13 protein-coding genes are annotated in these 12,996 nt (G+C 69.1%); 2 read left to right on the top strand and 11 right to left on the bottom strand.

The features are described 5' to 3' along the window. Window positions 1-92: 92 nt before the first annotated feature. On the bottom strand, window positions 93-743 hold the full coding sequence (locus ABZ664_RS35725; protein ID WP_362520531.1) for a hypothetical protein: 651 nt from the start codon (window positions 741-743) through the stop codon (window positions 93-95). A 532-nt stretch (window positions 744-1,275) separates the two neighbouring features. Here ABZ664_RS35725 and ABZ664_RS35720 point away from each other — a divergent pair. Beyond that, complete coding sequence (locus ABZ664_RS35720) at window positions 1,276-1,824, top strand: pyridoxamine 5'-phosphate oxidase family protein (protein ID WP_362520528.1); 549 nt, start codon at window positions 1,276-1,278, stop codon at window positions 1,822-1,824. Here ABZ664_RS35720 and ABZ664_RS35715 read toward each other — a convergent pair. Together ABZ664_RS35715 and ABZ664_RS35710 are read right to left on the bottom strand one after the other, a co-directional pair. After that, on the bottom strand, window positions 1,784-2,917 hold the full coding sequence (locus ABZ664_RS35715; RefSeq protein WP_362520525.1) for a glycosyltransferase: 1,134 nt from the start codon (window positions 2,915-2,917) through the stop codon (window positions 1,784-1,786). The genes ABZ664_RS35720 and ABZ664_RS35715 overlap by 41 nt on opposite strands. A 215-nt stretch (window positions 2,918-3,132) precedes the next feature. Then, window positions 3,133-3,345, bottom strand: a complete 213-nt coding sequence (locus tag ABZ664_RS35710; RefSeq protein WP_362520522.1) for a DUF397 domain-containing protein — start codon at window positions 3,343-3,345, stop codon at window positions 3,133-3,135. Between the two features lie 158 nt (window positions 3,346-3,503). On the opposite strand from ABZ664_RS35710, the gene ABZ664_RS35705 reads away from it, so the two are divergent. After that, the gene (locus ABZ664_RS35705; RefSeq protein ID WP_362520519.1) at window positions 3,504-4,034 is read left to right on the top strand and encodes an ATP-binding protein; all 531 of its coding nucleotides are present in this window, start codon (window positions 3,504-3,506) and stop codon (window positions 4,032-4,034) included. Window positions 4,035-4,305: 271 nt separating this feature from the next. Here ABZ664_RS35705 and ABZ664_RS35700 read toward each other — a convergent pair whose 3' ends face one another. The 8 genes from ABZ664_RS35700 to ABZ664_RS35665 form a co-directional block, all read right to left on the bottom strand. Then, a complete protein-coding gene (locus tag ABZ664_RS35700) occupies window positions 4,306-4,680 on the bottom strand; it encodes a nuclear transport factor 2 family protein (protein WP_362520516.1) in 375 nt (124 codons plus the stop codon). A 544-nt stretch (window positions 4,681-5,224) separates the two neighbouring features. Further along, window positions 5,225-6,139, bottom strand: coding sequence for a LysR family transcriptional regulator (locus tag ABZ664_RS35695; RefSeq protein ID WP_362520513.1), 915 nt, complete (start codon window positions 6,137-6,139; stop codon window positions 5,225-5,227). 117 nt (window positions 6,140-6,256) lie between these two features. Then, the gene (locus tag ABZ664_RS35690; protein WP_362520509.1) at window positions 6,257-7,429 is read right to left on the bottom strand and encodes a glycine C-acetyltransferase; all 1,173 of its coding nucleotides are present in this window, start codon (window positions 7,427-7,429) and stop codon (window positions 6,257-6,259) included. 109 nt (window positions 7,430-7,538) lie between these two features. Continuing rightward, window positions 7,539-8,567, bottom strand: a complete 1,029-nt coding sequence (gene tdh / locus ABZ664_RS35685; RefSeq protein WP_362520504.1) for an L-threonine 3-dehydrogenase — start codon at window positions 8,565-8,567, stop codon at window positions 7,539-7,541. A 385-nt stretch (window positions 8,568-8,952) separates the two neighbouring features. Next, on the bottom strand, window positions 8,953-10,050 hold the full coding sequence (locus ABZ664_RS35680; RefSeq protein WP_362520501.1) for an SPFH domain-containing protein: 1,098 nt from the start codon (window positions 10,048-10,050) through the stop codon (window positions 8,953-8,955). Between the two features lie 75 nt (window positions 10,051-10,125). After that, window positions 10,126-10,563 carry an NfeD family protein gene (locus ABZ664_RS35675; RefSeq protein ID WP_362520496.1) on the bottom strand — a complete coding sequence of 146 codons (438 nt, stop codon included), beginning with the start codon at window positions 10,561-10,563 and terminating at the stop codon, window positions 10,126-10,128. 170 nt (window positions 10,564-10,733) lie between these two features. After that, window positions 10,734-11,879 carry a fumarylacetoacetase gene (fahA, locus tag ABZ664_RS35670; protein WP_362520493.1) on the bottom strand — a complete coding sequence of 382 codons (1,146 nt, stop codon included), beginning with the start codon at window positions 11,877-11,879 and terminating at the stop codon, window positions 10,734-10,736. Further along, window positions 11,879-12,958, bottom strand: coding sequence for a hypothetical protein (locus ABZ664_RS35665; RefSeq protein WP_362520490.1), 1,080 nt, complete (start codon window positions 12,956-12,958; stop codon window positions 11,879-11,881). The genes fahA and ABZ664_RS35665 overlap by 1 nt, the downstream gene beginning before the upstream one ends. Window positions 12,959-12,996: the final 38 nt, after the last annotated feature.

Below are 12,996 nucleotides of genomic sequence, written 5' to 3'. Positions count from 1 at the left end.
CCGGCGCCCTGTCCCTCGATGTCCCTCGACACCGCGGGACAGGGCGCCGGCCGTTTCGTTCGGGAACCTCGTACGTCTCCACCCTCGAAGAGCTACGTTCGGGGCGCCCCGTACCACCGCCAGGCGGTCAGGCGCGGGCGTCCGGGAAGTTCGGCGCGGCCGGTGGCCCACAGCAGGGTGGGCCAGGGGTCCGTGTCCGTCGGGGCGTCCGGGAACAGCCGGGCGAGCGTCCGCGCGCACAGGTCCGCGGGCGGGGTCCAGTCGAGCCCGAGCCCTTCGGCCAGGTCGTGGGTGTGCACCAGGGTCTCCACGATCCCCATCGCGGCGAAGCCCTCGGGGTCGGACGCCCCGTGGCCGTGGTGGGCGCGAACCTCCGGCGGCGTCGTCCGCACCATGGCGACCAGCAGCGCGCCGCACGCCTCCAGCGCCTGCAGCAGCCCGGCCGGCCCCGCCGCCCGGTCCATGTGGATCGCGTTCGCCGGACCCTGCGGGCTTCTGCGCTCCCATGCGAAGGGCACGGCACCCTCCATCGGCGGCGTCCGGGGGCCGATCTGGGCGGCGTAGGAGAAGAGGTCGTCGGCGAGGTGCTCGGCGGTCTCCCAGCAATCCCACTCCAGCGAGCCGGCCCTGCCCTCCCAGGCCGCCGGAGGCGCCTTGCGAAGGACACCGACGGCGAGCTGAACGGCCAGGTCAAGGTCGTCCGCCGACACGAGGGAAGATCCGGTTTCGGTTGATCGGTGCATGGAGGGAACGATATCTGGCGCTCTGTCCTTCGGCGCCGCGACGCGGAACAGGGTACCGGTTGCTCAGGAACCCTCGTAGAACCCTCCCGTAGCCTGGCGAATCGCATTCAGCACGAAAGTCTTGCCCAGACGGTGGCCCTCTGGACACTACGCCAAGTCACCATGGCTGCAGCACGGCATGAGCGTAACCCGGCGGCACGCGCACCGTCTGGAGATCAGGCTGTGGCACCCAGCCCAGGGCCTCCATGAGTTCGGCACGTGTTGGATTCCTCCGACGCAGATCCTTCGCGTTCTCCTTGTGACGAGGCTGTCCACCATTGCCGCAGTCAATCGCTACCTGTGGCCCCCTTTTTTTCTGGTGATTCCACAAGTCTTCATGGACCAAAGACAGACGGAGCCACTGCGCGACGTACGGTCCGCCAGATGGGGGAGAAACATGACACAAGGTGTCGGGTTTTGGGGCGAACATGGGCTCCTCGGTCGGCGTCGATGCTGGGCGTGGACCGGGCCCTACGGATAGACAAGGACTTCAATGCGCGAAACGCCAGCAGAGCTCAAAGAGCTCCAGGCCCTTCTCGATGACTCTCTCTCCCGCTCCACCTCGCACCTCCGCTCGATCATCAGCGACGAGCGCACCCTGAGCGCGCAGCAGCTCACCCAGATCCTCACCGGCATGTGCCCCCTCGCGCTTTCCACCGTGACGGCGAAGGGCGAGCCGCGGATCAGCGGGGTGGACGGGCACTTCCTGCACGGAAAGTGGCACTTCGGTACGGCGCGCAACGCCGCCAAGGCCCGCCACCTCGCCGCCCGGCCCGCCGTCAGCGCCGCGTACATGCGCGGTGAGGAACTTGGCGTGTTCACCCACGGCACCGTGGAGATCCTCAACCCCCAGGACGGTGAGCCCGCCGCGGACTGGCCGGACCTGCTCACGTACTTCAAGGACTTCTACGGCGACGACGCCTTCGACTGGACCAACGAGGTGGTCTACTACCGGCTGCATCCGCACTGGACGGCTGTCTACGCCGCCGACGTCGCGAAGCTCACCGCGCCGCCCCAGCACCGGCCACCGGGTAGCGGCTGAAGATCTCGGCTCGCTGCGTCGCCGACGGCCGGTGGAAGTAGAGCAGCTCGCCGGAGGTGTCCACGCACTGGACCGGGCCGGCCAGCTCGGCGCCGAGGGTCTCGTCGATGACGAGAAGATCGCTCGTCGCACCGCTGGCCGCCAACTCCGCCGTCGCGGCGTCGACCGTGTCCTCCTCGACCACCACGAGCCGGTAGGTGCCGGGCACCGGCAGCCGGCCGTCGAGGGCCCGCGCGGCGAGCTCGAAGCAGCGCATCGCCTCCACCCAGCCGATCCGCCGGCCGGCGGGGTTCATGGCCAGGCCGACGATCGACTGGATCGCCACTTCGGGCGCCTGATGCTTGGCCATCATGTAGGCGAGATTGCGGACCCAGTCGCCGTACATTCCGGCGTCTATCCCCCGGCGCCGCTGGTGGTAGGCCACGGCCGAGACGTTGAAGGCGAAGGCCAGTCCCGCCTGCCGCAGCCGATACCCCAGGTCGGTGTCCTCAAGTCCCCAGCCGAGAAACGCCTCGTCGAAACCACCGAGGCGGCGCAGGTGCTCGACGCGCACCGAGGCGTTGCAGGTGAACAGGAGATGCCAGCAGATGGCGAGCCGGTTCATGTTGCCCGAGAATTCGGCCAGCAGCTGCTCGCGCGGGTCACCCCAGGCGACGGCGGGCATGGCGTCAAAGGTGAATTCGCGGCGGAGGCGCTCCTCGTCGAAGTCTCCGTCTCCGAGGTCCGGGCGGGGGCCGATCACCACGAGATCATTCCTGAGCCGGTGATAACGGACGTGTTCGGCGAGATAGGTCGGCCCGACCACCGTATCGGCGTCGACCATGACGATGAGTTCCCCGGTGGCCTTGGCGATGCCCGCGTTACGGGCGGCTGCCCGGCTCGACCGATCGGTGCGCGGAAGGTGGAGGTAGGTCAGATTGTCACGGCCCGCCAGCTCGGCGACCATCTCGCCGGTGCCGTCGGTGGAGCCGTCGTCGGCGACGACGATCTCGAAGGAGTCTTCCGGATCGAGCACGCTGTGCGCGAGGGTGTACAGCAACAGGCGCAACTTGCTCCGCACGTTGAAGGCGGGAATGACGACGCTGACCTTCACGAAACCTCCTGTGAATGGGCGACAAAACGACCGTGGCGCGGTAGGGCAGCACCCTGAGCTCCCGGTTGTGACGGTGACGGTCGTGGTGATCACCCCGTCCACCGGGAGCTCTCTTGCTTCGTCAGGCGAAGGCCGGGCTCTCGATCACGCTGTGATCGGACAGCGGTCCTCAGCGGGATGAAAAAGGTTCGCCGCTGTGGCGTTTCCTTGGGTGGTCAGTCGAAGTGGCCGTTCTTCACGCCGGTGATGAAGGTGTTCCATGCGGTGGGGGTGAGGACGAGGGCGGTGGCGGTGGGGTTTTTGCTGTCGCGGATGCCTCGGTGGCCGTGGGAGAGGCTGGCGATCTCGACGCAGTTGCTTCCGTCTCCGCCGGAGAGGGGGGATTTACGCCAGTGGGCGGTGTGAAGTTCTTGGGTCAGGTCGTCCATCGCTGGATCGCCTCCTTGATCATGTCGTGTGAATCGCTCCGGGGTAGGGCATCCGCACGGATCAGGTCATATCTGAATTCTAGCCTTTTTACCTCTTCGACCCGCTCGCTCATCCGGTCCCCGGTGCTCTGGGAATCTCGGTCGGAAGGCGCAATCCCATGGAACCGGAGACGTTTAGCGAAATACTTCTGCTCGGTAATGTCGAAGCCGCTTCGAGGGCGCGGGAGAAGGTTCGTAAATGGCTGGGGGAGAGTCATCCGGCCTACGAGAACGCGCGGCTGGCCGTGTCCGAGCTGGTGACCAACGCCGTCCGGCACGCTCGGCACGGGGTGAGCGGGCAGGTCGGGGCCGGTGATGACGACCCGCTGATCCTGCGGTTGCCGGCGTACGGTGGCCTGCTGCGGGTCGAGGTCGTGGACGCGGGCCTGAGCGTCGAAGAGCCCCGCCTTCGGGCGGACCCGGTGTGCCTGCTGATGGAGAACGGCCGAGGGCTGGCCATCGTCGGCATGCTCTCGGGCGGAAACTGGGGCTACCGCTCCCACGGCCGGCAGCCCGGCCGGACCGTCTGGTGCGAGCTTCCCTCGGGTCCGCTCCCTGATGAGGACCTCCCTGAGCCGTCAGGCCCATCGGCCCCAGCAGCCCCGTCCGCTCCGGATGATCTCCTTCCCGGACCGCCCGCCTCCGTCTGAACGGAGGCCCGGCAGCGGCCGGGACCCTGAACCGCCCCCGGCGGGTAGTGGCACGCGGGTCCGTCCCCCAGGAACCCGCGACCTGTGCCGCCCCGGCTCCACCTCCCCCGTTGGAGCCTCCGCCGGGGGCCTCGCCACGATCAGCGGATACCGCCGCGCAGGGGCGAGGGGCGCCGCGACGCTTCGGTACAGCCGAATATCGACCTCGCGAAGACGGCAGACGCCCGGCGCGGTGTGCCGGAGTGCGTCCGGCATTCGGGTGAGCCGGAAGTCATTCCGGGGAGTCGGCGAAGATCACTATTTCGTCGATGTCGCCCTCGACGGTGACGTGCACCACGTCCATCCCGGTCAGCAGGCTCCGGCCCGAGGCGTCCTCGTAGCGCCACCCGAAACGCGCCCACTCGCCCGGTGCGTCCACCCGGGTCGTACGGACCATCCGGCAGGGGCCGGACGGGTGCCCCTGCACCACCTCGGTGATGAAGTCCTCGACCGCCTTGCGTCCGACACCTCGGCCCAACGGCCCCCAGAAGACGACGTCGGCGGTGAGGGCGCGGCTCAGAAGCGTGGCCCGCTGGGCCTGGTCACCGGTGTTGGCCGCCGCGATGAAGGCGTCAATGGCGTGATCATGAAGAGCGTCGTCTGTCACTTCGCGATGATAGCCAGCCGACCCGCGCCGCGAAGACGCGGGCGCACCTCGATGTTCCGCAGGAACGAACGCGGGCCGGCCCCATTCAAAGCGTCGAACACCCGAGAGGTGCGCTCACTTTCCCGGTGTGTTCACTCGGGGCGTGTGGGGCGTGCGGGATATGTGGGCCGGAAGAGGTCATTGGAGGGTGGGGGTGGGTAAATCGCATTTCAAGAAGATGCAACCCGCGATGCATCCATGTATCCCTTGCTTCACGAAAAGCCCCATACAGAACTTTAAGGATGGGGGGGACATATGTACTCGGTGCTCCAGGCAGTGGTCGCCGGGCTGGTCGCCACGACCGCTCTGATGATGGGGGCGGTGAGCCATCACTGGCGCCATCGCCGAAACCGGTTGCCCCTCCTGGCGAAATCGTGGACGGACGACGAGGAGCTCACCTCACCTCCGAAACCTCCGAAACCTCCGAAACCCGAAGGCGAGGACGACGGTCACCTCGCTGCCTCGTACATACCGAAGATGCCCTCGGTCGCGACGAGCGTCCGCGTCACTGGTATGGAGTCCTGTGCAGTGTCGTCGCAGCGTCCTGGAGGGCGTTCAGCAGGGGGACGAGCAGGGGGTGTCGTTCCGCGCCTCGGCGTACGGCGGTGAAGACGCGGCGTTCCGGGCCGGGCACCGGGCGGATCACCACGCCGGACGGGTCGGTGCCGCGCAGGGCCAGCCGGGGCACCATCGCCACCCCGGCCCCGGCGGCGGCGAGCGCGACCACCGCGCTGAAGTCGTCGGAGGAGTGGGCGAACTCGGGGGTGAAACCCGCGTGCTCGCAGGCCAGCGCGATCACGTCGTGACAGGGATTGCCGGGGTAGGGGCCGATCCACGTCTCGCCCGACAGGTCCGCGACCGTCACCTCGCTCCCGGAGAGGCGGTGGCCCCGGGGGAGCACCAGGTCGAACGGCTCGGAGTAGAGCGGGATGCGCGACAGCCGCCGGTCGTCCTCGGCGGGAGCTCCGCGATACTCCACGGCCACGGCGGCGTCCACTGCGCCGTCCAGGACCATGGTGAGGCTCTGGTCGCCCTCGGCGTCCAGGACACGCACCCGGATGCCGGGCTCCTTGTCCCGCAGGGCGCCGACCGCGGGAGCCACGACGAGCCCGATCGCGGTGGCGAAGGAGGCCACCTTCACCTCACCCGCCGTACCGGCCGTGTAGGCGGCGATGTCGGCTTCCGTCCGTTCCAGCTGGGCGAGGATCTCGTTGGCGTGGTCGAGGAGGATGCGCCCGACGGCGGTGAGCCGTACCCCCCGGCCGTCGCGGTCGAGCAGCCGGTGGCCGACCTCGTGCTCCAGGGCGGCGAGCTGTTGGGAGACCGCCGAGGGGGTGAGGTGCAGCGCGGCGGCGGCCGCGGTGACCGTGCGGTGGTCGGCCACCGCACGCAGGGTCCTGAGCCGCCGCGTGTCTATCACCTCTTTATTCTCGCCGAGGTCACTCGCTGACTACGACAAATGCTCTTTTGGAGGTGCCTGCCAGCGGGCTGAGCCGGCGTTCGGCCGCAAAAGGGTTCGTTCGTGGGCGAACGCCGTTCAGCCGCGGGCGGTGGCGAAGGCCTCCAGCGCGCGGTCGACGTCCTCGGACGAGTGGGCCGCCGAGAGCTGGACCCGGATGCGGGCCTCGCCCTTCGGGACGACGGGGTAGGAGAAGCCGATCACGTAGACGCCCAGCTCCAGCAGGCGTTCGGCCATCGCGGCGGCCTCGGCGGCGTCGCCGATCATCACCGGGACGATGGGGTGGTCACCGGGCAGGATGTCGAACCCGGCCTCGATCATGCCGATGCGGAACCGCTCGGTGTTGGCGCGCAGCCGCGTCCGTGCCTCGTCCGAGCCGCTGATCAGGTCGAGGACGCGCAGCGAGGCGGCGGCGATCACCGGGGCGAGGGAGTTGGAGAACAGGTAGGGGCGCGAGCGCTGGCGGAGCAGCTCGCAGATCTCCCTGCGCGCCGCCACGTAGCCGCCGCTCGCCCCGCCGAGCGCCTTGCCGAGCGTGCCGGTGAGGATGTCGACCCTGTCCCGTACGCCGTGCAGCTCGGGGGTGCCCCCGCCGCTGTCCCCGACGAAACCGACGGCGTGCGAGTCGTCGACCATCACCATCGCCCCGTACCGCTCCGCCAGGTCGCAGATCTCGTCCAGCGGCGCGACGTAGCCGTCCATGGAGAAGACGCCGTCGGTGACGATCAGCCTGCGCCGGGCGTCGGCGGACTCCTTGAGCCGCGCCTCCAGCTCGGTCATGTCACGGTTGGCGTAGCGCAGGCGCCGGGCCTTGGACAGGCGGATGCCGTCGATGACGCTCGCGTGGTTGAGCGCGTCGGAGATCACCGCGTCCCGGTCGTCGAGCAGGGTCTCGAACACGCCGCCGTTGGCGTCGAAGCACGAGCTGTACAGGACGGTGTCCTCCTGGCCGAGGAAGTCCGAAAGCCGCGCCTCCAGCTCCTTGTGCACCTCCTGGGTGCCGCAGATGAAGCGGACGGACGCCATGCCGAAGCCCCAGCGGTCGAGGGCCTCCTTGGCGGCGGCGACCACCTCGGGATGGTCGGCCAGGCCCAGGTAGTTGTTGGCGCAGAAGTTCAGCACCTCACCGCCGCCGGCCACGGCGATGTCGGCGCGCTGCGGGGTGGTGATGACCCGTTCGGGCTTGAGCAGCCCGGCTTCTGCGATCTCGTTCAGGGTCGTACGGAAGTCGTCGCGCAGGTTGTCGAACATCAGGCCGTCCAATCCGAGGTGATCTTTCCGGTTCCGCCGAAGGGAGGGCCGGACATCAGGGTGTCCAATCCGAGGTGGTCTCGCCGGGGTCGCGGCAGGGGGCCGGGCATCAGGCCGTCCAATCCAGGATGACCTTTCCGGTCCTGCCTCCGGCGGCGGCGTCGAAGGCCGCGTCGAAGTCGCGGTAGGAGAAGCGGTCGGTGATCACGGGGGTGAGGTCGAGGCCCTTCTCCAGGAGTACGGACATGGCGTACCACGTCTCGTACATCTCCCGGCCGTAGATGCCCTTGATGGTGAGCATCGAGGTCACGACCGTCGCGAAGTCGACGGCGAACTCCTCGGCGGGCAGGCCGAGCATGGCGATCTTCCCGCCGTGCGACATGGAGGCGATCATGTCGCGGAGCGCCTTCGGGTTGCCGGACATCTCCAGGCCCACGTCGAAGCCCTCGCGCATGCCCAGCCCGTCCATGCCCTCCCGTACGGAGGTCTCGGCGACGTTCAGGGCGAGGGTGACCCCGAGTTTGCGGGCCAGCTCCAGCCGCTCGGGGCTGACGTCGGTGATGACCACGTTGCGGGCGCCCACGTGGGTGGCGACCGCGGCGGCCATCAGCCCGATCGGCCCGGCGCCGGAGACCAGCACGTCCTCGCCGACCATCGGGAACGTGAGGGCGGTGTGCACCGCGTTGCCGAACGGGTCGAAGATCGCGGCCACGTCGAGGTCGACCGGGACCCGGTGCACCCAGACGTTGGAGGCGGGGAGGGTGAGGTACTCGGCGAAGGCGCCGTCGCGGTTCACCCCCAGTCCGACCGTGCTGCGGCACAGGTGCCGCCGACCGGCCATGCAGTTGCGGCACTTGCCGCAGACCAGGTGCCCCTCGCCGCTCACCAGGTCACCGCGGATGATGTCCTCCACGCCCGGCGCCACCTCGACGACCTCGCCGCAGAACTCGTGGCCGACGACGATCGGCGTGCGCAGCGTCTGCCGGGCCCACGCGTCGAAACTCCGGATGTGCAGGTCCGTGCCGCAGATCCCGGTGCGCAACACCTTGATCAGCACCTCGCCGGGCCCGACGGACGGCTCCGGTATGTCGATCAGCCACAGACCGGGCTCGGCCCTCTCCTTGACCAGTGCCTTCATCGCGGATTCCCCCTCGGTTTCGACCATACGCACTGTGCCCGGTCGCCTTCGGGGGTGTCCATCGCGGTTTTCTTAACCCCGCCCACAGCGTTGCTTCACGCCCGGGTCCCGGGACCTGGAGGGATACCCAGACATTTCTCCCTGAACCGGCCGGACAAACGACCCCGACCGCGAGATCTCGGCTGGAGCACCGGTCAGGTGGTCCCATCAGCCCTTGATCAGGCGAGCGCCGGCTGCGACGACCCGATGCCGGGCGCGGATGCCCGCGCCGATGAACACAGGGCGAATCACCAAGTGATCGGTGTCCTGTGAGCTTCGGTCATGAAAAAAGGTCCTCCCGCCCGGATCGCCGGGCGGGAGGACCAGGAAGAGAAACCCTCCGGGGTCAGGGGCGGTGCTCCCCCTGAAGGTGACGCTCCTGCTGCGACTCCGTCTCCGCTCCGAGGAGGCCGTTGCCGGGAGGGGACGCCGGGGGCGCGTTGAGCTGGCGGGGACCGAGATCGGTCTCGGCGGCCTCGGCGACCGCGTCGGCGGCCGCCTGCTCGGCCTGCTTCCTCTCCTCGGCCGCCGCCTCGTTCACCCTGGGGGTCTCGCGGACGGCCGACGACTGCGGCAGCGCCTCGGTGAACGCCTTGGAGACGCCCTGGATGGCGGAGGTGACCTCGCTGGGAATCACCCAGAACGTGTTGTTCGGGCCGTTGGCCAGCTCGGGCAGGACCTGCAGATACTGGTACGCCAGCAGCTTGGGGTCGGGGTCGTTGCGGTGCACGGCCTGGAAGACCTCGTCGATGGCCTGCGACTGACCCTCGGCCTTGAGGATCGCGGCGCTCCGGTCACCCTCGGCCCGCAGGATCGCGCTCTGCTTGTCACCCTCGGCGGTCAGGATCTGCGACTGCCGCTGGCCTTCGGCGTTGAGGATCGCGGCGCGCTTGTCCCGCTCGGCGCGCATCTGCTTCTCCATCGCCTCCTTGATGCTCTTCGGCGGGTCGATGGCCTTGATCTCCACCCGGTTGACCCGGATGCCCCACTTGCCGGTCGCCTCGTCGAGCACTCCGCGCAACTGGCTGTTGATCGTGTCACGCGAGGTGAGCGTCATCTCCAGGTCGAGCGAGCCGACGACGTTACGCAGCGTGGTGACCGTGAGCTGCTCCACGGCCTGGATGTAGTTGGCGATCTCGTACGCGGCGGCCCGGGGGTCGGTGACCTGGAAGTACAGGACGGTGTCGATCTCGACGACCAGGTTGTCCTCGGTGATCACCGGCTGGGGCCTGAAGGAGACGACCTGCTCACGCAGGTCGATCATCGGATAGACCCGGTCGATGTACGGGATCACGAAGTTCAGGCCTGGCTTCAGCGTGCTGTGATAGCGGCCGAGTCGTTCCACGTTGCGGGCTCGCGCCTGGGGGACGATGCGCACCGAACGGATCACGGTGAACACCGCCAACAGAGCGATGAGCAGTCCGGCTACGAGTAGAGGATCCATGGCGTCACTCCCGACGTGGATTTATTTATGGCGGCACTCCCGCGGTCTGGCTGGATGGGCAGAGGGGCCGTGGCGTCACTCTCGTGGATACACGAGTGCGGTCGCGCCTTCGATCTCGATGACGTCGACGGTCGCGCCGGTGGGGATCACCAGAGTCTCGTCGTAGGCCCTGGCGGACCACTCCTCGCCGCCGATCCGCACCAGGCCGTCCCTGCCGGTCACCTCGCGCAGGACGTAGGCGGACTTGCCCACCATCGCCTGGATCCCGAACCGCTGGCTCCGGGGTTGCAGCTTGGCGATGTGGCGCTGGGCGACGGGGCGGACCATGGTCACTCCGGCGGCCATGGAGGCGACGAACACCACGAGTTGGAGCGGGATCGGCAGCCCCAGCGCGGCGGCGATGGAGGTGATGAGGGCGGCGCCCCCGAGCAGGCCGAGAGCGGTGGTCAAGGTGAGTATCTCTGCGACACCAAGCGCCACAGCCAAGATCAACCAGATGACCCAATACTCCATGCTCCGACCCTCCTGTCCTACTTGTACAACGTTCCGGACGTCAGGTAGGTTCCTTTGCTCACCGTATGCTTTTCACCGGGTCGCTGACAGACCCGGTTCTCCCCGTCGGCCGCCGATTTCGAGCGCCGAGTGCGGGGGCCTCGGCTCATCCCTTCCCCCGAATCGCCGGGTTACCGCGCGGGCTCGATCCTTCCGGAAACCTCACCCAGAGCGATGACGGTTCCGTCGGGTCCCGGAGCGGTCGCGGTGATCGTGACGGTGTCCCCGTCCTCCAGGAAGGTCCTGGCGGAGCCGTCGGGGCCGTCGGGCAGCTTCAGCGGCTCGGTCCCGTTCCAGGTCAGCTCGATCAGCGAGCCGCGCTCGCCCGGCCCGGAGCCGGAGACCGTACCGCTCGCGTAGAGATCGCCGGTGCGCAGGGCGGCGCCGTTGACGGTCATGTGGGCGAGCATCTGGTCGGGCGTCCAGTACATGTCCCGGTACGGGGGCCGGGAGACGACCTCGCCGTTCACGGAGACCTCCATCCGCAGGTCGAGTCCCCACGGCTCCTCGCGGCGCAGGTAGTCGAGCGGCTCGGGATCCTGCAGCCTGCCCTCGACACGCGCCTCCGACAGGGCCGCGAGCGGGGTGATCCACGGAGACATCGAGGTGGCGAAGGACTTGCCGAGGAACGGGCCCAGCGGGACGTACTCCCACGCCTGGATGTCGCGGGCGCTCCAGTCGTTGACCAGGGTCACGCCGAACACGTGGTCCTCGAACCGCCCCGCCCGCTCGCCGAGGGCGGTCGGCGTGCCGACGACGAATCCCAGCTCCGCCTCGATGTCCAGCTTGGCGGAGGGGCCGAAGACCCCCGCGCCACGCTGCCCGGAAGGCCGGGTGACCGGGGTGCCGGACACCACGACCGTCCCCGCTCTGCCGTGGTAGCCGACCGGCAGGTGACGCCAGTTCGGCTTGAGCGGTTCCTCGTCGGGGCGGAACATCCGGCCCAGGTTGGAGGCGTGCTCCAGCGAGCAGTAGAAGTCGACGTAGTCGGCCACCTCGATCGGCAGGTGCAGGGTGACCTGGTCGAGGGGGATGAGGTGCGGCTCCACCACCACGTGGTCGGTGCTCAGCTTGTTCTGGATCAGGGTCCGGGTGTCCCGCCACGCGGCCGGGCCCCTGGACATGAAGGCGTTGAGCGATCCGGTGGCGAACACCTCGTCGTGCAGGGCCCCGGCCAGGTCGACCACGTGGTCTCCGTACCGGACGCCGACGCGAGGGGTCTCTCCCTCGTGACGGGAGAAGACTCCGTAGGGCAGGTTCTCCAGGCCCCAAGCCATCACACGCTCTCCTCTGTTGTGCCGGAGGCGGTCCCATCGTGGGTCGCTCTGCCGGTGTTCGCTGTATCGGGCACGGCCGTTCCGGGGACGGCCGTGCCGGTGCCGGCGGTGGTGTTGTGGGGCGCCGTGCCGGCGGGGGCGGGCGGGCGCCGGGTGATCAGGCCCAGGGCGACCAGGTCCTCGATCGGGGTGTGCGTGTCGCACGACCCGTACGACACCAGCAGCTCCCTGGCGCGCGCCGAGGTGTCGTCGGGCACGGCCTGTGCCAGCCGTACCAGCTCGCCGACGTCGGTGAGCTTCAGCACCGGCACCGGGTCGCGGTCCTCCACGGCCGCGCAGACCGCGAGGACCAGGTTGAGGAATCCGTGCCGGTCGACGCCGAGCGCGGGATCAAAGTGGCGGACCGCGTTGTGCAACCCCGCGGTCGCCTTGAACGGCACGCCGTGCCTCGCGCAGTGCGCGATGAGGGCGCCCAGGTCCGCGGCGCTGGGAAAGGCGCCCGCGGTCAGCCCGCCGCAGCGGAACTTCAGACCGGGGCCCTCGCCGTCGCGCGGCAGGGAGGTCAGGGAGGCCAGGAGGGCATGGTCGCCGGCGGACACCTCGACGAACAGCCGGGCGTCGCCGGGCAGCCGTCCGGCCAGTCGCTCCCACACCGCCCCGGGGGTCTCGCCCGGCGCCTGCCGCACCTCGACCAGCTCGACGGCGACGTCCTCCAACGGAGGTATGTCGGGGGTGTCGAGGATCAGACCGAGCCGGATGGGAAAGGTGAGGTGGTCGCGGAGCTCCCCCAGGCGTCCGGTCGGGCAGAGGAAACGGTGGGTGAGCACCGGGTCGTTGCCCGCCAGGTCGTTCCTGTGGCGTTCCAGTGCCTCCGCCATCGGCAGCCCGGTCGGCGGGAACAGCCCCGCGTCGTCGACGAGCTCCCGGAAGAGCGCCGCCGTTCCCATGCCCACACCGCTCACACCCGCGCCGTCCACATCTGTGCCGCTCACGTCCGTGCCGTCTACACCCGTACCGCTCACGCCCGTGCCGTCCACGCCGGCGCCCGTTCCCGTACCCGTGCTCGCGTCTACGCTCATGGTTCTGCCCCTACCCCGTGGCGGGTCGGAGGTCGCGC

It is taken from the genome of Streptosporangium sp. NPDC006930, assembly GCF_040635605.1.
GTDB lineage: Bacteria > Actinomycetota > Actinomycetes > Streptosporangiales > Streptosporangiaceae > Streptosporangium.
The sequence above is the reverse complement of the archived record's forward strand: the minus strand, read 5'-3'. Positions and strand labels throughout refer to the sequence as shown.

Bases quoted from the DNA above. Each gene is read 5' to 3' on its own strand.
- ABZ664_RS35725 (WP_362520531.1), bottom strand. From the start codon at position 743: ATGCACCGATCAACCGAAACCGGATCTTCCCTCGTGTCGGCGGACGAC.
- ABZ664_RS35720 (WP_362520528.1), top strand. From the start codon at position 1,276: ATGCGCGAAACGCCAGCAGAGCTCAAAGAGCTCCAGGCCCTTCTCGAT.
- ABZ664_RS35710 (WP_362520522.1), bottom strand. From the start codon at position 3,345: ATGGACGACCTGACCCAAGAACTTCACACCGCCCACTGGCGTAAATCC.
- ABZ664_RS35705 (WP_362520519.1), top strand. From the start codon at position 3,504: ATGGAACCGGAGACGTTTAGCGAAATACTTCTGCTCGGTAATGTCGAA.
- ABZ664_RS35690 (WP_362520509.1), bottom strand. From the start codon at position 7,429: ATGTTCGACAACCTGCGCGACGACTTCCGTACGACCCTGAACGAGATC.
- tdh (WP_362520504.1), bottom strand. From the start codon at position 8,567: ATGAAGGCACTGGTCAAGGAGAGGGCCGAGCCCGGTCTGTGGCTGATC.
- ABZ664_RS35680 (WP_362520501.1), bottom strand. From the start codon at position 10,050: ATGGATCCTCTACTCGTAGCCGGACTGCTCATCGCTCTGTTGGCGGTG.
- ABZ664_RS35675 (WP_362520496.1), bottom strand. From the start codon at position 10,563: ATGGAGTATTGGGTCATCTGGTTGATCTTGGCTGTGGCGCTTGGTGTC.
- fahA (WP_362520493.1), bottom strand. From the start codon at position 11,879: ATGGCTTGGGGCCTGGAGAACCTGCCCTACGGAGTCTTCTCCCGTCAC.
- ABZ664_RS35665 (WP_362520490.1), bottom strand. From the start codon at position 12,958: ATGAGCGTAGACGCGAGCACGGGTACGGGAACGGGCGCCGGCGTGGAC.